At 49.5% G+C, this 23,302-nt stretch carries 18 protein-coding genes; 3 read left to right on the forward strand and 15 right to left on the reverse strand.

The genetic code is table 11. From position 1 onward, the window contains the following. Window positions 1-340 precede the first annotated feature (340 nt). The 6 genes from ACFTRD_RS18535 to ACFTRD_RS18560 form a co-directional block, all read right to left on the reverse strand. Window positions 341-1,384, reverse strand: coding sequence for a cell wall hydrolase (locus ACFTRD_RS18535; RefSeq protein ID WP_379382549.1), 1,044 nt, complete (start codon window positions 1,382-1,384; stop codon window positions 341-343). Window positions 1,385-1,662: 278 nt separating this feature from the next. Continuing rightward, a complete protein-coding gene (locus ACFTRD_RS18540) occupies window positions 1,663-2,880 on the reverse strand; it encodes an MFS transporter (protein ID WP_379382551.1) in 1,218 nt (405 codons plus the stop codon). A gap of 168 nt (window positions 2,881-3,048) precedes the next feature. Beyond that, window positions 3,049-3,864, reverse strand: coding sequence for a carbohydrate ABC transporter permease (locus tag ACFTRD_RS18545; protein ID WP_379382553.1), 816 nt, complete (start codon window positions 3,862-3,864; stop codon window positions 3,049-3,051). A 123-nt stretch (window positions 3,865-3,987) separates the two neighbouring features. Continuing rightward, entirely contained in the window at window positions 3,988-4,860 is an 873-nt protein-coding gene (locus ACFTRD_RS18550) for a carbohydrate ABC transporter permease (RefSeq protein ID WP_379382555.1), read from the reverse strand. 3 nt (window positions 4,861-4,863) lie between these two features. After that, entirely contained in the window at window positions 4,864-6,138 is a 1,275-nt protein-coding gene (locus tag ACFTRD_RS18555; protein WP_379382557.1) for an ABC transporter substrate-binding protein, read from the reverse strand. Window positions 6,139-6,360: 222 nt separating this feature from the next. After that, window positions 6,361-7,545 carry an LLM class flavin-dependent oxidoreductase gene (locus tag ACFTRD_RS18560; protein ID WP_379383116.1) on the reverse strand — a complete coding sequence of 395 codons (1,185 nt, stop codon included), beginning with the start codon at window positions 7,543-7,545 and terminating at the stop codon, window positions 6,361-6,363. Window positions 7,546-8,058: 513 nt separating this feature from the next. On the opposite strand from ACFTRD_RS18560, the gene ACFTRD_RS18565 reads away from it, so the two are divergent. Then, complete coding sequence (locus ACFTRD_RS18565; protein WP_379382559.1) at window positions 8,059-8,931, forward strand: helix-turn-helix transcriptional regulator; 873 nt, start codon at window positions 8,059-8,061, stop codon at window positions 8,929-8,931. Window positions 8,932-9,066: 135 nt separating this feature from the next. On the opposite strand, the gene ACFTRD_RS18570 is transcribed toward ACFTRD_RS18565, so the two are convergent. From ACFTRD_RS18570 to ACFTRD_RS18595, 6 genes are all read right to left on the reverse strand, one after another. Continuing rightward, window positions 9,067-9,972, reverse strand: coding sequence for a hypothetical protein (locus ACFTRD_RS18570; protein WP_379382561.1), 906 nt, complete (start codon window positions 9,970-9,972; stop codon window positions 9,067-9,069). A 32-nt stretch (window positions 9,973-10,004) separates the two neighbouring features. Beyond that, entirely contained in the window at window positions 10,005-11,372 is a 1,368-nt protein-coding gene (locus ACFTRD_RS18575; RefSeq protein ID WP_379382563.1) for a nucleotide sugar dehydrogenase, read from the reverse strand. A 140-nt stretch (window positions 11,373-11,512) separates the two neighbouring features. Beyond that, the gene (locus ACFTRD_RS18580) at window positions 11,513-12,316 is read right to left on the reverse strand and encodes a response regulator transcription factor (protein WP_379382565.1); all 804 of its coding nucleotides are present in this window, start codon (window positions 12,314-12,316) and stop codon (window positions 11,513-11,515) included. A 289-nt stretch (window positions 12,317-12,605) separates the two neighbouring features. Then, window positions 12,606-14,003 (reverse strand): glycosyltransferase family 2 protein, encoded by a 1,398-nt coding sequence (locus ACFTRD_RS18585; RefSeq protein ID WP_379382567.1) that lies wholly within the window; start codon window positions 14,001-14,003, stop codon window positions 12,606-12,608. Between the two features lie 22 nt (window positions 14,004-14,025). Next, window positions 14,026-15,237, reverse strand: coding sequence for a HEAT repeat domain-containing protein (locus ACFTRD_RS18590; protein WP_379382569.1), 1,212 nt, complete (start codon window positions 15,235-15,237; stop codon window positions 14,026-14,028). 26 nt (window positions 15,238-15,263) lie between these two features. Further along, window positions 15,264-17,489, reverse strand: a complete 2,226-nt coding sequence (locus tag ACFTRD_RS18595) for a hypothetical protein (protein WP_379382571.1) — start codon at window positions 17,487-17,489, stop codon at window positions 15,264-15,266. 859 nt (window positions 17,490-18,348) lie between these two features. Between ACFTRD_RS18595 and ACFTRD_RS18600 the strand changes: the two genes are divergently transcribed. Beyond that, entirely contained in the window at window positions 18,349-19,593 is a 1,245-nt protein-coding gene (locus tag ACFTRD_RS18600; RefSeq protein ID WP_379382573.1) for a DNA polymerase IV, read from the forward strand. Then, window positions 19,590-19,931, forward strand: coding sequence for a YolD-like family protein (locus ACFTRD_RS18605; RefSeq protein ID WP_192268694.1), 342 nt, complete (start codon window positions 19,590-19,592; stop codon window positions 19,929-19,931). Before ACFTRD_RS18600 ends, ACFTRD_RS18605 begins: the two co-directional genes overlap by 4 nt. A gap of 353 nt (window positions 19,932-20,284) precedes the next feature. On the opposite strand, the gene glsA is transcribed toward ACFTRD_RS18605, so the two are convergent. The 3 genes from glsA to ACFTRD_RS18620 form a co-directional block, all read right to left on the reverse strand. After that, on the reverse strand, window positions 20,285-21,226 hold the full coding sequence (gene glsA, locus ACFTRD_RS18610) for a glutaminase A (protein ID WP_379382574.1): 942 nt from the start codon (window positions 21,224-21,226) through the stop codon (window positions 20,285-20,287). A 114-nt stretch (window positions 21,227-21,340) separates the two neighbouring features. Beyond that, window positions 21,341-21,823: a GNAT family N-acetyltransferase gene (locus tag ACFTRD_RS18615; protein ID WP_379382575.1), complete on the reverse strand. Its 483-nt coding sequence runs from the start codon at window positions 21,821-21,823 to the stop codon at window positions 21,341-21,343. A gap of 204 nt (window positions 21,824-22,027) precedes the next feature. Then, entirely contained in the window at window positions 22,028-23,272 is a 1,245-nt protein-coding gene (locus ACFTRD_RS18620) for an L-lactate MFS transporter (protein ID WP_379383117.1), read from the reverse strand. Window positions 23,273-23,302 lie beyond the last annotated feature (30 nt).

Genomic DNA, 23,302 nt, shown 5'->3' on the forward strand with positions numbered 1-23,302 from the left:
TTTATTCCTACGCTTTGGATTCTTATTTGAGCATCATTATGTTAATAATCATTCAACTTTTCAGCTTCTTCTTGTCGACCCAGAATATATCGCCCATGGCCATGAGTTCTCCCGAATCGTGGAGTAATTGCTTGTCCAAAACACAACTGTCGGTGCAAGGTAACTTTCATAGGCTGCCGTATTCCAAGTAATAATGCTATCTGGAGTCAAATCCAATATCTTCTCTAAAGAGATGCTCCCCTCCAAGAACCAACAGAACCCCGGCAGCACATCTGCATTCAGCAGCGCACAACCGGGGTTCACCATTATTTTAATTATTACTTATTGCTCTTAACCTAACTCATCTCGTAAAATCATGCTGACCAATTGTCAGCAAGGTCGGTCTGCTCTTGCTCCACATCGATGTGGCAATCTTCGGATTGTAATAATACAGCGCACCATGCGTAGGATCGACACCATTCAAAGCTTTACGTGCTGCCTTATAAGAGGTTGCCGTGGGCTTTGTATTAAACTGTCCATCGTCTATGGCCGTGAACTGCCCTTTTTGGAAAATTACTTTCGGAATTGATGACGGGAATGCATTTGAATGCACTCGGTTCAAGACAACCGCGCCTACAGCAACCTGTCCTTCAAAGGATTCTCCGCGCGCTTCACCATGGATCAGCTTTGCCAACTGGCGCAGCGTCTCGCCCTCGGCTTTGGCCTTCTTGTTCAGTCTATTCAGTGTTGCCGGGCCTGCAATTCCATCTGCACTCAGCCCCTGAGCCTGTTGGAACTTACGGACGGCGCCTTTGGTGATAGAACCGTAATATCCAGTCAATCCAGCTTTAAAATACCCCAGATCACTTAATTGCTCCTGCAATTGCAGTACATGTTCACTGCGAACGCCCTGCTCCAGCTTCTGCGCTCCCGCAGAAGGAGCTGCCACGGTCAATCCCAGAGTCATCGCGCAGGCACCGAGAAACATACTGACCAGACCTGCTCTTTTGCCAGCCTTTCTCCCCCTGCGATGGGTGACTTTCCGGCTGACGGTAATAGGCTCCATGTGGTCAGTGCTTGTGTGCAATTCATGCAGATCAAGCCTCTCATCCCTGCTATCGAATCTAAGTTCTTCATCTGAGCTGTAAATATAGCTTGTCACCTTCATCTGCTTCATATCTTTCATCACTTCTACAGGAGTAAGATCGATCACATCATACCTCCTGTTTATCTCACTCATCCTATCGTTGCCACTATAGCTGTACATCACATTCATTCCGACATTCTCAATCACACGTACCACTTCACACACGCTATGCTGCTCACTCATCATATGCTTTTCATTCATTGTATTCTTTTCATTCATTTCACGCGTTTGATCCATTTCAGTTTTGTTCTTCATCATTCCATTAACCTCCACTTTTCTGAATCCAGATCCCACTTCTTCTCCCTGAATCCTCACGGTTGGACATCCCGAGTGTCATTATAGGATATAGAAAAAGTGAAGTCTATCGGACCGATGGCGCAGGCGAAAATCCACTCGGTACACAGCAAAAAGAGGCATGAGCCCATGGTCACGCCATGGTCATGCCTCTTCCTCTATCAACCTTCTTCCGCTTGTCCAACCCGTCATAAGCGTAGGCAGGCAGACCCGTACAAAAGTTGCGTTGTATTTATTGACATTTATTCGGCCAGTTCCAGACCCTTCGTTTCCCGGCCCAGGAACAGCACAGCCGCTGCGCCAATGAGGATGGTCACGAAGAAAATCGTGAAAATCAGACTTATTGCGACTTCACGCTGAACCAGCATCCCGACCATTAATGGAGCAAGGACGCCTCCAATTCGACCTACCGATGTGGCAAGACCTACACCTGTTGAACGAACGGAAGTGGGGTACAATTCCGGACTATACGCGTACAGACCGCCCCAAGCTCCCAGATTAAAGAAGGAAAGGCAGATACCTGCGGTCAGAATCGTCGCTTCTGTTGTCGCCAGTCCAAAAGCAATCGCACTTACTGCTGTCAATGTAAGATAAACGACAAGTACAAATTTGCGCCCAAATCGCTCAATGAAGTACGCCGCCGTGAAGTAACCTGGCAGCTGCGCGATCGTCATGATCAGCACGTACTGGAAGCTTTTGACCAACGTGAAGCCTTTTGCCATGACAACCGAAGGCAGCCACAGGAACATGCCATAATAGGAGAAAATGACGGTAAACCACAAGATCCAGAGCATCAACGTTGTACGGCGATGCGGTGCGGACCAGACCGTGGCGACCTTCTCGCGGAACGTGATTTTCTTAATCTTGGTATTGTTCTTGTAACGAGGCGGGTCCTGAATGGCACGGCGCAGATACAGCGCGTATAACGCCGGGACGGCCCCAATGGCAAAAGCAATTCTCCAGCCGTATTCCGGGATAACAAAGTTGGCAATGAGTGCCGATACAATCCAGCCGCCTGCCCAGAAGCTCTCCAGCAGTACAACTGCACGCCCTCGTTCTGCCGTAGGCATGGACTCTGATACCAATGTAGATGCCACGGGCAGCTCTCCGCCGAGGCCAATACCGGCAATCAGACGCAGTACACACAATACGGCGAATCCGGTCGCCAAGGCTGACAGACCGCTCGCAATCGTAAAGATCAGTAGTGTCCACATCAAAATGGCCTTTCGGCCGAAACGGTCCGCAAGTGCCCCCGCGAGCAATGCACCTAGCGCCATACCGATGGAATTGATACTCGTAAGCACACCGACTTGTCCGGGACTAAGACTCCATTCCTTGGCGAGTGCAGCCACGATAAAGGAGATCATGCCGACTTCCATTGCATCAAACAGCCAGCTCATGCCGGCACTGAACAGCAGCTTGCGCTGCTTGGGATTCCGCAATACTTCCAGTTTGCTCATGTCTTATAGCTCCCTTGATCTCTATGTAGTCATTCTGACACTAAACCATTATTATGCAGAATGATCCAGAAATCAATGCAAAATACGCAGGTCCGCCGGGCTGCTTATAATTTCTTTCGTACTTCTCTCGTTCTTCGCTCAACTTTCTTTCGATCTTCCTCCCATACCTTACCCTTTAAGTGAACCTGCTGTCAGGCCTGCAACAAAATAACGCTGGAGCAGAAGGAACAGCACAATCATCGGAATAGCTGTGACAAGCACACCCGTGAGCATCATCGGATAGTTGGTTACGTATTCCCCGCGGAACTGCATGAGAGCAAGAGGCAATGTGAGCTTAGACTTACTGCTGAGCATTAGCATTGGAACGAGCAGATCATTCCATACCATCACAAGCAGGAACGTAGCTGTAGCTGCCAGCGAAGGAGCCGCAAGTGGCAGCGCAATTCGGGTATAAAGCCTCCACTCGCTCGCACCGTCCATACTGCCCGCTTCCAGTATTTCCGCATTCAACATACGCATGAAGCCTGTCAGCATGAATACGGAGACTGGCATCAGCATGGCAGCCGATACGATGATCAGCCCCGTCAAGCTGTCCGACCATCCGAGCGTACGTGTGAGGGAATAGATCGGCAGCATGCTCACCTGGGAAGGAACGATCAGACCTGCCACGAACAGGGCAAACACAATCTTACCCACACTGCCGCCCCAGCGTACAATGGCATAAGCAATCATACTGCTAAGCAGCAACTCAATCGCAACTGTCCCTAGCGTCACAACCAGACTGTTCCCGAAATACTGCCACATCGGCTGGTTGCGAAACATGCCTGTGAGATTATCCAGCGTAAACGGGTCCGGCCAACTGAATGGACTGGTGAAGAAGTTGCTGCTCGTTTTGAACGAAGATACGAATACAAAGTACAGCGGCACGATGATCAGCAGTGCGTATACCAATAGAATCAGTCGATTGAACCATTTTAAAACCATATAAACTCCCTCCTTCCTCAACACGATAAAATTAACAACCCGTTCTACATCTCATGCACTCACGCCCCATATACTTGCATACCTCAACTTTCCTGCTCACGAACACGTCAATTCGCCCAATCGTTAATAGCTTACCCGGTCGGCACGGAGCGCCTTGAACTGCAATAACGTCAGCAGCGCCAGCAGAACCAGGAAAATCATCGAACCCGCTGAAGCGAGGCCAAATGAGTAGCTGCCAAAGGCGGTATGATAGATATATGTGGTCAAAATTTCAGTGGCGTAGTTCGGGCCTCCGTCCGTCATGGTGAAAATGAGGTCAAATGCCTTGAAGGATTGAATCGTGGTATAAGCCACGACAATCGTTGCCGAAGGGGCAAGCAGCGGCCAGGTCACGGTACGAAATACCTGCCATTTGCTGCCGCCATCCATGCGGGCTGCTTCATACAGCTCCGCCGGAATGCCTTGCAGACCTGCGATGAATACAATCATCATCTGCCCCGCATGGGCCCAGACCTGCACCGCAGCGATGGAATAGATGGCAATCTTCGGATCACCGATCCAGTTGCGGGCCATGCTGCCCATACCTGCCTCATTCAATCCGTAGTTAATCAGTCCGATGGACGGATCATACATGAAGGCCCAGATCAGCCCCACCGATACGGAGGACAGAATCGCAGGCAGGAAATACAGCGCCCGGAGCACAACGCGGGTCTTGGTATTGCGTACCAGGAGCAGCGCCAGAACAAGTGAAATAAAGGTTTGCGCAATGACAACCGTTAACATGAACTCCACGTTATTGCCAAAGGCTTTGCGAAATACGATGCTGCTGAGACTGTCCTTGTAATTATCCAGCCCTACAAATGCATACGACGGGGATACCCCATCCCAATTGGTAAAGGAATAGAAAAGCCCCGTCAATGTAGGAAATACGAACAATCCAACGTACAGCAGCAACCCGGGAATCAGGAACAGGGATAGCTGAATACGGTTCTTCATCGTTTATTTCCCGATATGCTGATCAATGATCGCCTGTGCCTGCTGTGCCGCCTCTTCAGGAGAAGTGCCGCTCAACACAGCCTGAATGGAGTTCGTCACTGCCTTCTGGTTATCTCCGTTCAGGATGTTGAACCGTGGCTGGAACACGGTCTTTTTGCTCGCCCAATCTCCGGCAACCTGAAGCTCAGGTGTATCGTATTTCACATTTTTCACCGTTACATTCTGTCCTGTCTGGTTGGCGTATGCCCCAGCTACTTCCGGATTGCTCAGGAATTCGATGAACTTCTTTGCTTCTTCCGGGTGTTTGGACTTGCTGTTCACCGCAAGCATGAATGTCGTGGTATGAACTCCTTCATATTTCGCCTGATCGGCACTTACCGTAATCGGTGCGAGTAATTTTTGCTCCAGATTCGGATTCTGCTGTTTGTTCTGAGCGAGTTGGTATGATCCACTTGCGAGCATTGCTGCTTTTTCCTGAATAAACAGCGCGCCTGCCGCAGGGTCTTTCGTCCCCAGTGCATCCTGCTGGAAATATCCTTTGTCGTTCAGTTCTTTGATCTGTGTCAGCGTCTTCACCCAGAATTCATCTGTCAGTTTGGCTTCGCCCGCTTCTACTTTGGTAAAAATGTCGTCACTCGGTGCATTGTTCATCACCATCGTATTCATGAATTGGCCCGGACCAATGTCCGCTCCGGCAAAGGCAATCGGAATGATGCCATTGTCTTTCAGCGTCTGGCAGAGTGCCAGGAAGCCTTCCCAATCCTTCGGCGGCGTCAGGCCGTATTTTTCAAACAGTTTTACATTATAAATTGGGTCGTTATAAACAAGTTGATATGGGATTGCATATTGTTTGCCATCATGCTGTCCGGCTTCGATCAATTTCGGATTGTAGGAAGACAGAAAAGGTGACCCGGTCAGATCCGTGAACAATCCGGCTTTGGTGAATGCTTCGAACTGCGCACCCGGGAAGGAAGCAAATACATCCCCTACGGAACCGTCACCGATTTTGGATTGCACGGTGGATTGGTATTGATCGGAAGGTAACGTCTGCATCTCCACATTAATGTTCGGGTTCTCTTTTTCAAATGCGTCAATGGTCTTGTTGAGTGCTTCGGAATCCTCTCCACGCCAGTGCATGAAGCTAATGGTCACTTTGCCCGAACCGGAGGAGCCGTTCTCTCCGGATGCCGCATTATCTCCGCCGCCGCAAGCCGACAGCAGGATGGACATGACCAGCATACTGACGAGGGGCAGGATATATTTTTGTTTTTTTCTCATGAAAGAAGACCTCCTGAAGGATGATTAATGTTCTATAAGTTCAACTAAAGATTATTTATACTGACCACTCCGATGACAGAATCACCTTCCGATCGCTGTTATCCCCAGATTTATTTGATTCCTTTTTTAAAAGGATAAATCCGGTGATAAAGGCGAACGCTTCGCTTCTTCACGTTATTTCTGTCCTCTCCGTTTTCGTATAAAAAGATTAGTTGAACTTATTTAGTTGGTAGTAACTGAATGCTTCTTCTGTCTTGTTTTCCATTTCTCACGGATGATGGGCATCACGGTTCGGCCGAAGATTTCGGCTTCCTCCAGATGCGGATACCCGGACAGAATGAAAGTGGTCACACCCAGATCACCGTATTCCATCAACCGTTCTGCAACCTGCTCCGCTGTACCCACGATGAGAATTGCTCCGCCGGAACGTACAACCGACAAACCTGTCCACAGGTTGGGACCTACGACGAACTGCTGTTTCTCGGACAGTTCCCGCAGCTCATTCTGTCTACGCTGGTTTGTTGCATCCGTCTCCGCGAAGGCTGCTTTGGCTTTTTCGATGGCTTCTGGTGGTACTTTGCTAATGATCTCCCAAGCGGCCGCCCAAGCTTCCTCTTCGGTATCCCGAATGAGTACCTGTGCCCGCATGCCGTAACGGAGCTGACGATCTTGTCCGGTTTCCTCTTTGATCTGTTCGCGAATAACCTCAATCTCTTCGATCTGCTCCTGAATCCAGTCATGCGGTTCTCCCCACATGAGGAATGTGTCTGCGTGTTCAACAGCGACATGCTTCGCAATCGGTGAACTTCCACCCAGGTAGAACGGTGGATACGGGTTTTGTACCGTTTCAGGCATGCCTACCGGACCTTTGAAATTGTAATATTTACCCTTAAACTCCGATGGTTGATTGGCCGCACCTTCCCCATTTGCCTCAGCACCGCTTCCAGCAAATTCAGTCAGATTGAGTCCAGTCGATTGCGTCCATGAACGCTTCATTATTTCCATGTATTCACTCGCCCGTTCATAACGTTCATCATGGGCATGAGCCAGCGGGTCTCCCAGTTCCTCCAAATCCCGAACCGAACTGCCTGTCACCACATTGATCATGGCACGACCGCCAGACAACTGATCCAGTGCCGCCCCCATTCGCGCTGCTAATACAGGGGTGACCAGACCTGGGCGAATGGCAACAAGCGGACGCAGGGTTTTCGTGTGACTCATGACAGCCGAACCCACGACCCACGCATCCAGACACGCTCCACCTGTCGGGATCAGCACAAATTCAAATCCTGCCTTCTCCGCCGTCTGCGCCACATCAATCAGATAATCCAGGCTTGGTTCCCGCTCCGGGGCAACCCCTACATACTTTCCGTCTCCTGCTGTAGGCAAAAACCAGCCAAACTTCATCTCTTCCTGTTCGCTCACGCAAGTCATTCCCTTCTATGAATAAATAAAGTCTCATGTTAAAAATAAGATCGGTGTTGTGCAACATGGCCATTCCGGGTACGAATCGTTCTTTCGATCGCTGTTATCTCCAGATTTTTTTGATTCCCTTTTCCAAAGGGAAAATCCGGAGATAAAGGCGAACACTGCGTTTCTTCAGAATCGATTTCGTCCCCTCCACTACGTTCGCACTCGGTAAACCTTATTTTTAAAGTACGCCTAATTTCTAATCATTTTATAAGTACGAATACTCCAAATGCCGATTAATTAACTTGGTTTAATAGGTGTAGACATCATACCAATTGATTTGTCTGTGATCAATGTCATTTCGCGGCAATTTATTTTTGTCATTTTGTGGTGAATTCACAGGAATAAGTCATCCTGATCTTGAATATTTACAAAACCCACCTGTATAATAGGTTATAAGAGAAATTTTCAGAGATTACAAACTATACTTATATTAAAGAGGTGTTCCTGATGACCGAGAGCATGAAGGAGGACCACCACGAGTTTTTGGATATTATTTTTTTTACTCCGTCTGAATTCGAGAAAGCCGGTGGAGCATGGCCGATTCGGATCGGCCGTAATATAGCCAAAAGCAACTATCATATCGGCCCTCGAACGACACCTTTTCATTATTTGATCTTTGTTCTGGAAGGTGAGGGAACATTCATACAGAACGGACATCGTTACTCCTTGCGTGCCCGCGATGCCTTCTGCCTGTATCCACAGGTCACCCATGAGTACTGGTCCGATCCGAAGGAGTCTTTGCACAAAATTTTCATCGCCTTTGATGGAAAACATGCAGCAGAACTTTTGGCACGAATCGGACTCACCCCGGACTCGCCGCATCGTTCAGGTGTACTTACACCGGAGACGGCAAGTGGCATGCGTGCCTTTATGGAGGAGGTTCGCAAACCTCAGGGAGGCGCAAGCGACCTGGGACGACTGACCCGTTTTCTCGGATTGTTTGATCGAATTGCCAAATCTCCCGCTACCCGAGTGCTTCAACCAGGCTCTGCTACGCCATGGCTGCAAAGGGGCAAGGAGTACATGGATATTCATTTTGCCGGAGGTATTACCGTGGAAGGCGTTTCTTCACATGCTGGCGTGGATCGGACCCATTTTGCCAAACAATTCCGCAAAGCCTACGGCCTGTCTCCTGTTCAGTATATTCAACGTCTCAAAATGAACCAGGCCAAACGACTGCTTGTCCAGACCCCGTTAACGTTAACTGAAGTAGCGCACTCGGTGGGTTACCCCGACCTGTTCTCCTTCTCCAAAGCATTCAAAAAACAGGTCGGTCTGCCACCCAACCGATATCGAACAGCCGAGAACAATAAAAGCTGATTTGTCGCCAATCGCTCGCTACTGAAAGCTTCCTAAAACTACCTAAAGCAAAAAGGCAAGCCTCCTTGACCGGAGACCTGCCTTTTCCTGCTTACAACTTACAACACTCTTTTTTCTGTGAACTATATATCCCCGCTACTTCTTTTCTTCGCTCTTTCGAGCCAGCGGAATTCCGTTTTCCTTTGCATACCATGCTTCATAATGATGCACCGCGACACCTGCAAAAGAGGAATGAGAAGCGCCGAGATCAAACACTTTCTTCATTTCTTCGTCCATGTTGGTAATCGATTTACTAAAAAAGGTTAGATGATCACCTTCATGCGTGTCCGCCAGCTCGGCTCCAACCCATACTTTCTTGCCAAGCTCATCCGCTTCGTCCAGCTCTTCCTTGGACAGATCATACATCTGCTGACCACGATCCCGATAGGCCATAATGGCCACAGCATCAAAATGGTCGATCACCCAGCGGCTGAATGTACCTCCGCCTTCGCTTTCTGCCGATTCACGCGCATCCAGCCAGAATGGTATCGCAGCGCTCATGTACAATCCGGCGTCACCACCTGCTTGGGTCCACGCCTTCATGTTCTCGCTCCACTCTGCAATGACGCTGTCCTGCTCGTTCTCCCAGCGTTTTAGCTGATACGGTTCCACATCCAGTTGAACGCCCTCAAAACGTTCATTTTTGGCAGAAGCTGCATTATAGGCTCTTACTTTTTCAATAAAAGCAAGTCCCTCTTCCCGCTTCTCCGTATAGGCCCAGTCTGCATGACCGTTCAGGGCGTGCACCTCGATCTCGGCCTGCCCGGCAGCCGCTATGAATTTGCGGTATGTCGCGTCTGGTACCTCATCCTGGATTTGCAGGAAAATAGTATCCACACCCTGCGCTTTGGAGAAGGAGATAATCTCTGGCGTCTGCTCGGCAATAATGGAAGCGTCCCACAGCCAGGTCGCTTTGTGTTCCTCATGTGAAAACCATTTGAGTAGCCAGGGCAGAAGAAGCAGGCAGAACAGCAGGGCCAATATGGCCCATTTTGCCTTCATTGACAGTTTGCCCCACTTGTTCGTTATATTCCTCAGACGAGCAACGCTTCACTTGGCTCAAGCACGGGGTGCTGTACCGAGTGACCAATCTTGTAAATGTGTGGATGTGTGTACGTTTTGAACGCATTACGTGTATCCAGAATCGGTACACCCATCTCGGCAATATCAAAGTAAGGCAAATCGCTGTGGTTGGTGATCAGCACGATGCAATCGTACTTTTTGAACTGCTCCAAGTTGAACACTTCGCTGTATACTGTCTCGCCATGCTTGTCCAGGAACGATTCAGCATGTGGATCATAATAGCTGACATTGGCTCCACCTTCCTTGAACAGCTCATAGACTTCCAGTCCCGGAGATTCACGCAAATCGGCAATATTCGGCTTGTACGACATACCGAGCAACAGAATGTTGGATTTACGTACCGATTTGGAGTACTCGTTCAGAATGGTTGACGTTTTGTTCAGTACATAATATGGCATGTTGTCGTTGGTGGACTGGGCCAGCTCAATGAACTTGCTGTAGAAACGGAATCCTTTGGCCTTCCAGGACAGGTACATCGGATCCAGCGGGATGCAGTGGCCGCCGATGCCAGGGCCTGGATAGAAAGGCATGAAACCAAAAGGCTTCGTCGCTGCCGCGTCAATAACTTCCCAGATATCAATGCCCATTCGGTCGCACATCATCGCCATTTCATTGACAAAGGCAATGTTTACGCTGCGGAACGTATTTTCCAGCAGTTTGGACATTTCAGCCACTTTTGGCGAAGATACAGGTACAACCGTTTCAACGTATTTGCTGTACAAAGCTGTTCCAAGCTTCAGGCAGGCTTCCGTTGTGCCCCCGATGACTTTCGGTGTATTAAACGTCGTGAATCGTCCGTTGGACGGGTCCACACGTTCAGGCGAGAAGCACAGGAAGTAGTCTTTGCCAGCTTCATGTCCAATCTTGTCCAGCTTTTGCTGAATCAGTTCTTCGGTTGTACCCGGGTAAGTGGTGCTCTCCAGCGTAATCAACATGCCTGGTTTCATGTGCAGTTTAATCTGATCCACAACCGTCTCAATATAGGACGTATCCGGGTCCTGGTTTTCACTAAGCGGTGTAGGTACACAGATGCTCAACGCGTCGATCACACGCAGCATGCTGTAGTCTGTTGTAGGCTGAAAACGGCCGCTTTGCATCACTTTTTTCAATTCCTCAGACGAAATATCGTGAATATAGGAATCTCCCTGATAGATACTTTCCACTTTGGATGCATCCAGATCAATTCCGATGACCGTAAAACCCTGATTAACCATTTCCACCGCAAGTGGAAGTCCTACGTAACCGAGCCCGACCACGCCGAGCACCGCTTCTTTATTTTCAATCGCATTCAGTAATGTGTGGAATTGTTGATTCTCCATTATATTCCCTCCAGGCAGTGTATTAGTTTGGTTGATGATGATTCCATTTGATAGATGTTTGTCTATAGATGTACTTGTCTGTCTAATCGAAATGATTAACGGATAAAAACTATTGTTTCTCTCGGCTTTGCTCGTGGTGATTAATGCAGGCAGCGCCGGATTCGGGCATCCAGCTCCACAGGTGAGAACGGCTTGGTCATATAATCATCGACTCCGCTGCGGAAGCATTGACTGATTGTCTGTTCAACACGTTGTTCCGTCAACACGACGATTTTGGGAGGCTGCTCCACATCCAGGTTCTGGATATGTTGAATGAACGGCAGACCATCAATGCCATACAGATTCAATTCGGTCAGCACCAGATCGGGCGTGATTTTCTCAATCAGTTCCAGTGCAGCCAGTCCGTCCACCGCTTCATAGGTTTCGTACCCCTGCATCTTCAATCGCAATTGCAGAAACTCGCGTACTGTCGGATCGTTATCCACAATCAAAATTCGTTCCGGCTCGTCTGCCGTCTGGTCCAGCGTGTAGATATGAATTTCCGACGGGTCTACCAGCTTCGCGGACTCAGCCATGTGCTGGATGGTTGCCTTGGAAGGACGCTCACCTGCCGGGAAACTTGCCAGCGTGATTTGCGGATCGGCACCAGGTACCGTCTGCTGCAATTCATGCTTGATGCGAAGCCCCTCATAATGAACCTCATCCAGTGTCAACCCTGGCAGCAGGACAGCAATCGCCTGTGTGGCTCCATCCTCCCAGACCTGGAACCCAGACTCATTGGTCTGCTCCAGATGTGTCCTGACCTGCTGCGCCGGCTGAGACTGCCCTGCACAATGGATGAACATTAAGCCGCATGTCTCGGCACCCGTTTCCTTCAATCCCTGTTCTACACTGCGGTACACATTAACGGCAGCCTCACGCTGCAATGTCGCCGTAATTGGCATGTTCTTTTCCACCCTTCTCCTTCGGTTATCTATACAAGTCCAACTAATCGGTATTTACACTGACACTCCGATGACAGAACAACCTTCCGATCGCTGTTATCCCCAGATTTTTTTGATTCCTTTCTGAAAAGGGGAAATCCGGGAATAGCGTATGCTTTCGAAGTAGCTTTCTTGCAGAAAGCTTGTAGCTTCGCTTCTTCAGGTTATTTCTGTCCTCTCTGCGTTCTCGTGTAAATGTTTAGTTGAACATCTATATTGTTTCTGCTGTATTACATTGATTACGCTGTGCCTAGGCCGCGTCGCTTGTCTTCTCTTCCTCGGACCAGCTTTGGCGTGTCATGGTACCCCATGAGTTGTTGTTTTGCATGAACTGGATATGCCCCTGCAATCTCCACAGCACGCCGAGCTGATGATAGCCGACGAATTTCAGGGCAGAGTAGAACAGCATTTTGACCAGATCGGACAGCTTGTTATACCGCTTGAATGCAATTTCCTCGAGCACTAGGGCTCCCACACTCAGCAGATAACCACTCACAACGTTGAGCAATCCAAACAGAAGAAGTATCGGCCATTGGGTCATATCCATCAGTACATATCCCGTGAGAGCAAGAAGTCCGGTAATTCGGAAATACGGATTCAGCGCTTCAAAAAGGATATTGTATGGCATGGTCAGCATGCCCATGACTTTATATTTCGGGTTGAACAACATGCCGCGGTTCTCGATCATGTTCTTCAGATTTCCGCGTCCCCAGCGCTTGCGCTGACTGGACAAGATCCGGTAGGAATCCGGCGCCTGTGTCCAGCACACCGCTTCAGGACAGAAGGCTACGCGGTATTTCAATTTATTTTCCAGCATATAACGGTGAAGCTTGATAATAATGTTCATGTCTTCACCCGGATATCCGTCCCGGTATCCACCAACCGCGATAACTGCATCCTTGCGGAACATGCCGAAGGCACCCGAGACGATGATCAGACCATTCATGTGGCTCCAACCGATCCGTCCGCCCAGAAAGGCTTTGAGATACTCGATGGACTGGAACATAGGCCAAATTTTGCGAGGCAGTGAAACGTCCTGCACTGCCCCGTTTTCGATTTTGCAACCATTCGCTATCCTTACATCCCCGCCAATCGCTACGGTCTCTTCGGGATTCTCCATATACATGCGTGCCATGCGGATCAGGGCATCCTTCTCCAGCAAAGAATCGGCATCAATGGAAGAGATCAGCGGATAATGGGACAGGTTGATTCCTGCGTTGAGAGAATCGGCCTTCCCGCCGTTCTCCTTGTCAATGACATACAGGTCCGGAAATTCCGGATTGTGATAGATCCCGCGAATCTTCTGACAGGCAATCTTGCCCCGAATCTTTGTGTCGGGTACCGGCTTCAGACGATATTCTTCCAGCAGCACCTTCAAGGTGGTATCGCTGGAGCCATCATTCACCACGATGACTTCATACGTTGGATAATTGAGCGTCATCAGACAGTTCACATTTTCGATAATCGTCAGTTCCTCATTGTAAGCGGGCACCAGCAAGGAAACCGATGGCACCAGCTCCGAGCCTGACAACGTATTGTATTTGGAATACTGCGACCGTCTGAAGATCGTCCAAATGTTACGGAATGATAAGGCCAGAATGGAAAAATAGAGCGTATTTACGGCAACGACATAATAGATTGCCACCATGCCGTAGATTAACAGTAGATCTCTAAGCAGTGTAATCCCCTCCTACCGCAGCCACACCTGTACGTTTCTTGCTAATTGTCCGGTTCCCTCGTACGGGACCGAAGTACCGATCATACAGCAGCCTTTTTTTGTTATGTGCAATCATCTGGTCAACGGCTTTGTGGTCTGTTCCTGAGTGCTGCATCGTGCTCTCAATCTGTTGCATTGCAATTTCGCGTTCAGCACCTGTACCCTGCACGGCGGCCTGACACAAGGCTTCGAATCCCGGTTCGCCCAGCTTGCTCAGGCTCTCCGCACTGTTATAGCGTACGCCCCAGTCTTCATCACGCAGCGCTTTGCGCAGCAGTGGAATGCTGCCTGCCGCATGTTTTGAACCGAGCGCCTGAACCACTTCGGCACGGACCTCCGGGTCCGAATCCTGCATGAGCTTCAGAATGGTCTCGTCCTGAAGTGCCGGACTTGCGCTAAGATACAGCTTCACCGCTTCGGCACGCACATCCTGATGTTCTGCGCCAAGGAGTCTGTCGAGTGCAGGCATTACTTCAGGTACAGCCTGTCCCCACATTGCAACCAGTCCCACTTTGACAAAATCAGGATTACGCTCTTCCAGCAATTCAATCAAAATTCTGCTGGTATCCAAACTGGTTTCGAGCAAAATATCTGCTGCCAGATGATGAATCGATTTTCCTTTGGTTAACAGCAGGGCAAGCATGTCTTTCAGTTCACCCTGACGGGTGGTGCATCTGGCGATTGAACGACCAATCATAATCGCCATTGGGCCAGGCTTCTCATCCTTGAGCAATTCCATCAAACCTGGAACGGCCTCTGAACAACGCATGCCTCCCAATCGATAAGCTGCATCAATCTGGCGTCCGTAACGAATACGACTCAGTTCCTTCAGATCATGCTCTACAAACCCGGCTTCACGGCAGAGCGCAATCAATTTGTTGCGATACTCTCCCTTGAACTGGTCAATCCATTCAATAAGCTTGCTCTGGATGACCCGACGCTCGAGCGGAGCCAGCTTCCCGGGCGGCAATCGGAGGGGGCTGTCCTCGGTCAGCGCCGTCTGCAGATACGTAAAGTAATCACGCTGCTTTAATTTATAAAATTCAATCTTGCGCCGTTTGCCGTTGTGGGACATTTTCATGGCAAACAGCAGGATCACACCCACAGCGACGAGCGCTGTGCAGATGTATAAAAATAGATAAGCCAAAGCCAAATTCGGAAACATGTGAAAAGGTCCTCCTTTATACTCATTTATTCGGTCTGAAAACTTGGAATTTGTTCATACCGTTTCTTCATTTCCTCGTAGCTCAGTTTCAGTCGCTCACTGTACTGTACCTGCTCCCAGGGCTGCCAGCTGTATACAGGCAATGTCTTCACATCCAGTGTCTTCTGTTCACCACCAGGCCAAGAGATATTGCCAGTAGAACGATCCGTTAACCACGGAACCAGAGTCACACCCTTGACTGCGACAGTTTCGAATTCCCGTCCACCTTTCAGTGCTCCATACTTGATCGCTTGCAGTGAACTTGGGTCACCGAATCCAAGCAGCATCCATGGAATACGCATCTCCACCTGATTTCCGTTATACTGCCAAGCGGTTAACGAATCGGTATCAGACTGATCTGGAGCTGTCGTTCCCCGCTTCAATGTACCGACCTTCTCATTCATGAACGGTTGGGCGGAACGGGTATCCGGTGGGGTCATTCGCAGGCTGACCGCAAGATTCCATGGATGGAATGGATCTGCCGCGTTCTCTTGCTCCTCGGGCAGCATCCCGTAACCTTTCTTGCCATAGAGGCGTCGATTAAAGTCATAATCCTTGGCGATCTCCACTTGTGATTCATCATCCTGCCCCAGTGTAATCACCGTTTCGAGCCCATCACTGAGCGTTCGATCCGGAAGTCTGGTGCCCGGCTGATTACCACCAGCCAGTGTATCCGTTCCGATGCGCAGCAAGGTCTGGTCCGGGTCAAAAGGTTGATCCAGCGTCATGCCAATGTACAGGTAGGCTTCATCATGGGTCATCTTCATTTCCTTGATGCCATCCACCTTGCCTTGCCAGAGAGTGACCTCTTCCTTCTTCAGCGCATTCCAGTCATCCAGCTTCCCGTCGATGGTCAACTGTTCCTGTTTACCCGGGTCCATGGCGAGCAGACCGAACATCTTTTCATTCGTGAGCACGTTCAGCCAGTAGGAGCGGCGATCGGCCGGAATTTCCAGCGGCATCGTGTTCCAGGTTTTTTTGAACCATTCATCCTGCCACATGAACAAAATCGCTCCCGCATACCCTTCGTCATAAATATCCTGGGTCAGCGATGCGTCGATCTCTCCTTGCTCTGCCTCGTTATGTCCCCCTTGATTACGGCCTCCCATACCCAGATGGGAAATCCCTAGCGAAGATGGTACACCGTACTCTGTAACCATTACAGGCATATCGGAAAACTCGGCTTTGAGCTTGCGCAGATAACTTTTGTACGTGTTGTACTTGCCGTTCTCATCCTTGATGGTCTGGAGTGTCTGGTCCGTATGGAACAAGTCCGGGTAATAAGGGTACACATGGTATGCTGCAAAATATCCGCCCTGCCATTCTTCGGGTTGAATATGTCGCGCATCCACACTCACCAAATCCTCTTCAAACAGCGGCTCGCCCGGATGATCCAGCACATCGGTGGTTACCCAATTGGTGAAGGTCATCGGATGCTCCCACCCATACTTCTTCTCCAATACGGCAGTATAGTCCAGCAGCTCCGCCAGCCAATTCTCGAATGGCGATGCGTCCTGCGTCCCGGAAAAATGAACACCCTTGTACTGCGGCACATCCGGATGGCTTTCATTCGTGTTGTTCACCATCGAAGGGTCCCACTCGGTACCCACATGCCAAGCCATCAGGTATTTTCCGGCATTCGTCTTGTATTTGCCGCTTGACTCTCCGGGTCTATCTGGAATGTCTGCATCCCCGTATACAGCGGATACTGCCTTCTCAATCTCTTGCTTGAACGTTTGTTCAATATCGTCAGCATAGGCATCCTGCTTCTCAATCAACTTTTCTTCCGGCGACCATATGCCCTGTATAAAATATAACGGTTGCTCCCGGCCGCGATTATATTCGACTAATGCTGTGTAAAAGATTGGCTCATGTACCGTATACACCCGGATGACGTTGGCTCCCAGATCCTCTATCTGCTGGAACCACCGCAAGTAATCTTCTTTGGTCAACGGGAATTCGCCCGGGTAATGTCCCGGTGAGGTTGCGCCCAGGTTTACACCTTTGACGAACATCTCCCGCCACGTCCCATCGGGTCCGTATTCCATGAACCGGTCTCCATCAGTCTTGAATTTCATCTCCGTGCCGTTCTCCGCTGTGTACGTAACGAGCTGGGGCTGCATGTAGTGCCATCCGGCCAATATTCCGCCTGTCACTACGGCCGCTCCTGTCAACATCGTCAACAACCAGCGTCTTCGTCTTCGTCTGCTCATGGCTCTTAATTGCTCACCTCTCTAGTATGCATCCAGCTTCACCTGCAAATCTTAAATGACATGAAGTTCTGAGGGAATTCCGCTTCGGATGTCCGCTTTGGGTAGAGATGTCAGCGGTGTAGTTCTCACTATAGCTCTAAGACTCTGCATTTGTAACTAGGCTGATGGAAGCAAACATGAACTGCAACATTCTGCCCATAATTCGTAAAAAGCACCATCAACTAGCATCCATGAGCCCTCTTGGCCTCTATGCTCCATGGACATGAATATTTGCCACTTTATCGTCCTCTTGAGGTTCTTCCAGCCTGGCACATCTCTACCCGTTATTGTTATATGCAACGCGGATTACGAGATCTGTTTCCGCTTGAACGCTTACCCCATTAAACGCAAGGGAGATTTTAAAGTTGCGGCTATTTTTACAGTATTAACCATAAAGATTACAAAATTGATACTATAGTCCGATAACGCATCAGCGAAAATCCGCGTCCTATCAAGGTTTTCTGAAAAGTGCAGAAAATGAAAAAAGGACATCAGTCCCCCCCTATAGGACTGTGCCCATTTATATTACTTTTACACAAAGCCGAATGAACACCCAGTCATCACCCGGAAGTCACGGATCTCTTACATGAAATGTAAAAAACTACATCTTATTTCCTAAATTTTGACTCTATTAGGTCCGTTCAATAATTGTGTCCAATTTGCAAAATAATTCCGGTTGCCGCATCTGACATTGTCATATATGCTTATAAAACAGGAACACTTGTTCCATACTGTAAATAAACTGTAAAATAACACTCACTGAATGAATCCCATTTCCGCACAGAAGCAGCCGGATCATCTATAAAAGGAGAGAAGTACTATGCCCCGCAAAGACGGACGTGTCATTATGCTGGCCGATTGCCAGTCATTTTATGCCAGTGTGGAAAAGTCTGCACATCCTGAATACAGAGACCGTCCGCTTGTTGTTGCGGGAGATCCTGCACGCCGTTCAGGCATTATTCTGGCAGCCTGCCCACTCGCCAAGTCCTATGGAATTACTACAGCAGAACGACTGGGTGAGGCTCTCGCCAAATGCCCAGATGTTGTCGTCATTCGTCCCCGGATGGCCGAATATATTCGTGTTTCCCTGCACATTACCCGTATCCTTCAGTCCTATACCGATCTGGTTGAACCGTATAGCATTGATGAACAATTTCTCGATGTCACCGGAAGTTTGGACCTGTTCGGCAGTCCTGAAACAATTGCCCGCAGCATTCAGGACAGGGTCATGGAAGAGACTGGTGTCTATATCCGCGTTGGCATCAGCGACACCAAGGTTGTCAGCAAGATGGCCTGTGACCTGTATGCCAAAAAAGTCCCGGGAGGCATCTATACGCTGCCCCGCAAGGACATGCAGACAACGTTGTGGAATAAACCGGTTCGAGACATGTTTATGGTCGGCTCCCGGATGGCACAGCATCTCTATAAGATGGGGATTCATACGATCGGTGATCTGGCGCAGACTCCATTGTCCCGGCTTAGAGAACGTTGGGGGGTAAACGGTGAGGTACTGTGGCGTATTGCCCGCGGGATCGATGATTCTCCGGTAAAACCCGGGACATATGCTCACCAGCAGCAGGGCATCGGACATCAGATGACATTGCCTCGGGACTATGAATCATGGGCAGACATCAAGGTGGTGCTGCTCGAATTGGCAGAGCTGGTCAGCCGGCGTTCCCGGGACAAATCGCTCATGGGCAATGTCGTCTCTGTAGGCTGTCGGGGGCATGATTACGATCGTCCCACCGGCTTCTCCCGCCAGATGAAGGTGAATGAACCTACCAACATCACCGATGAAGTATACGATGCGGCAGCAGCTCTGTTTCTGCGCCATTGGGACGGATTACCCATTCGCCGCATTAGCGTGTCATTGACCGGACTTGTGCCCGATTCCGAAGTACAGCTGTCCTGGTTTGATGACCGGGAACGCAAAAGAGAACTGGAACGTGCCACGGATGACATCAAGCGCAAGTTCGGAGATACCGCGATCATGCGGGCCTCCTCGCTTTGCTCGTCCGCGCAGGCACAGGACCGTTCTCATAAAATTGGAGGTCACTATAAATGAGTAAAAAATTACAGCAAAACGGGATCTTTGAATCCTCACGCATGATGCTGCCCGAACATCGGGAAGCCTACATCATTCATCAGGAGCAACTCGCTCCCCGTATCCGCCCGTCCCTGGATGCCCAGGCAGCGGAAGAAATGTCCCGTTTGCTTAGCAACTCCATGCTGCTTGGGGATGCAGTCACCATCACCCTGTTCCATGAACATGATGATATCCGCTTTACCGGGCAGGTGCTTCGACTGGACTCCCCTTCCCGTACGCTTAAGCTGCTAACAGAGACCGGAACCCGGGACATTCAGATGAATCTCATTACGGATGTGGTACTCGCGAATGAATGATGAATGATACGAGCCAAAGAGACCCAGCCGCAAGACCGTCTTACTTGTCCGGGATTGGACTCGTCAATATGAACCATATCTTATGGAGTGCAGCTTATTTTGCGAGTCACCGTCTTCCGTTCCTGAGACGAATGAACTTGATATAAAAGGAGCCCCCCATGAACTCCGCGTTGCGGGTATACCGGAATAGATGCAACATGGAAATTGCCATGCAGGACCCTTTTCCTACACGATCGGATGCAGAACGGAAGCAGTCGACAAGTCGCATTCATATCGGACCATTTCGTTCCAAAGAAGCAAAAGGACAGATTGGTGATTCATTGCCTGCTCCAGAGGGTAAGGGGAAGACTTCGTTAGAACAAACTCCAGTCAAATTCATTGGAAAGACGTTCGAGCAGATGCACACCTGCAATGCTGTTTCCTTTCCGATTCAGAGCCGGACCTACAAGACCGATACCAAACTGGCCTGGAACCAGGGTCAGGATTCCGCCCGACACTCCACTCTTGGCAGGCAGTCCGACTTGAATCGCAAATTCGCCGGATGCATTATACATACCGCAGGTGGTCATGAACGTTTTGGCGATCTGCACATAACGACGAGGAATAAGCTCATTTCCGGTGATGGGATCTGTCCCGTCATAAGCAAGCACCAGTGCCATACGGGCCAGGTCCGCACAAGTCACCTCAATAGAGCAATGGCGGAAATAGACGGCAAGCACATCTTCGACATCATCCTTGAGCACACCATTGTGCTTCAGAAAATAACCAAGCGAGCGGTTCAGATGGCCTGTTTCCGATTCGGACCGATATACCGCCTCGTTATAGTTCAGCCGATCATTATTCGCCAGCGTGCGGAAAAATTCCAAAATGCGTCGTGACTTCTCCTCTTTGCAATCCCCGGCAATCAGGGACGATACCGTAATCGCTCCCGCATTGATCAATGGATTAAACGGAATGCCCGGTTCAACCAGTTCGAGCTTGATCATGGAATCATAATCATCCCCGGTAGGTTCTTTTCCTACATTAAAGAAGACCGCTTCCTCTCCATGATCCATCAGAGCCAGAATGAGTGTAAATACCTTGGAGATACTTTGCATCGTAAACGGAACACCACAATCTCCGGCCGACACATGATTGCCTTCGGCGTTCATGATATGTATACCCAGTTCGTCCTGTGAAGCCTTGAACAACTCGGGAATATAAGAAGCGACTTTCCCCTGTCCAGTGTGCAGACGGCTTGTCTCCAGCCACTCCGGCAATAACTGGTTCAGATGTTCCATTGCAGCATTACTCATCTCCATCTCCTCCAAATCTCTGTATGAGTATTTCACATGCATCCGAAGGACAAGTTCCAATCGAAGTGATGCAAAATGCCCGGTATAGTATGTATTACCCCCGAGCCTGATCCCTTACCGCCTCACCTGAAGATTCAGCTCCAGAATCTCGCCGGGTAACCCATGATAATCGCCAACCCATGTGGATACAAAGTTCTGTCTGAGCAATATTCGACGGGATGCCTCATTGGACGGATCGATTACCGCATAGAGTACAGCAATTCCCGCCGCCTGTGCCTGAATAATCAGCCGAGCTGCGATGGAAGTTCCGTGTCCTTTCCCCCAATGCTCCGGCAGAATCATGTAACCCATTTCCGCCCGGGACGGATCGGATTCATCCGGGATCAGTTTGGCGTAGGCCATCCCTATCCCATCTTCACCAGATATCCGATAATATCCGCAGTCATTCCCCTGATTATAATTCACCATGGATTCAAACTCCGCTATAGCCTCATGCTCAGGAAGAGCACGTTCGGTAATCTGTTGCATAACTTCAATATTGGATACAAGAGCATAATAATCCGCAAAATCAGGTTGTGCATATTTCATGAAATTCATGACGGACATACCTCCTCTTAATGGCTAACAGGGACTCACTCTTTTTGTTTCACCTAGAGTATACCAGAAGCAAAGTATGCATTGCACACACCCCCTTCATGTACCGGAGCCTTCGCCCCTTTGCTTCATTGGGTCAAAAAAAGCGGCCTCCTTAGAGACCGCTCAGCTTGCTTTTTATAAAATAGAACTTCGTCCCCGCTACACTCAGCTTGCCCGGGATGAAGGGTTAAGATTCATCTGCTGTTCACGTTGACGTGTACGACGTCCCTGACCCGGAGGCGTTATAATCAACGCCAGCAAGAGCGAGACAGCGCAGAGTACAGCGATCACAATAAAGGTAAGGTGGAACCCGCCTAACAGGGCGCTGATAAACGATCCGGCCAAGGCACCAAATCCAAATCCCTGATAGATGACGCCGTAGTTTTTGCTCTGATTTTTCAGTCCAAAGTAATCTGCCACAATCGCCGGGAAGACTGTAATGTTGCCACCAAAGCAGAACGCGATAGCGGCCACACAGGCGAAGAAGATGCCAAAGCTTAGAGGTACCAGACTCAAGGTCATCACGGCAACAGCTGTAACCAGCAGTGCTCCGGCAATGACTTTCATCCGTCCTACTTTATCCGACAGCGCACCCAGAATAATACGTCCAGCGGTATTAAAGATCGCAACCATCGCCACGGCATTCGCCGCTGTAGCCACGTTAAGCCCTGCCAGCTGCACACCGATATCTTTCACAATGCCAATCAGATACAATCCACTCATACATGCCGTGAAGAAAATAACGAAGAGCATGTAAGCTTCTTTCGTACGCAGCATTTCTTTGACCGTATAATCCTGACGTGCTTCTTGTTTCTTCGCACCCTCGGTGCTGCTCGCTGGAGCCTGTTCGCGAACAACCGCTTCACGGATCAGGAACGAGCCGCCCACAATCAATACCAATACAATCATACCCCAGTACATAAAGGCTTGAGCAGGACCAACGGCACTGATTAATGCCGAGTTCACGTATTTGAACAACAGACTGCCTGTACCAAAAGCACCGACCGAAATCCCCGAGATCAGACCTTTTCGCTCAGGGAACCACTTAATCAGGTTGGACAGGGAAGTAATATACGCCGTACCATCCGCGAACCCAACTACAAATCCGGCCAAAATGTAGAGCAGTGTCAACGAACTCACTTGAGAACTGAGCACGAGTCCCAGACCAAGCACCACACCGGCTACCCGAATCAGGCGACGAAGCCCCCATCGTTCTTGCAGTCGCCCTGCAAATAATGTGGCAAATGCCAAAGCAAAACTGGTAATCGAAAAAGTTATCGCGACCGAGCTGACGTCCCAACCGAAACGATCAGACAACGGTTGATTAAATAAACTCCAGGTGTAGATCGTTCCAAGGCCCATTTGTACAATAATGGTTCCCAGTACAATAAGCCAGCGGTTCATTTTCATAGATGTAACTGTTGATTCAGGTGTTGATGA

Source organism: Paenibacillus sp. NPDC056933, assembly GCF_042674385.1.
GTDB lineage: Bacteria > Bacillota > Bacilli > Paenibacillales > Paenibacillaceae > Paenibacillus.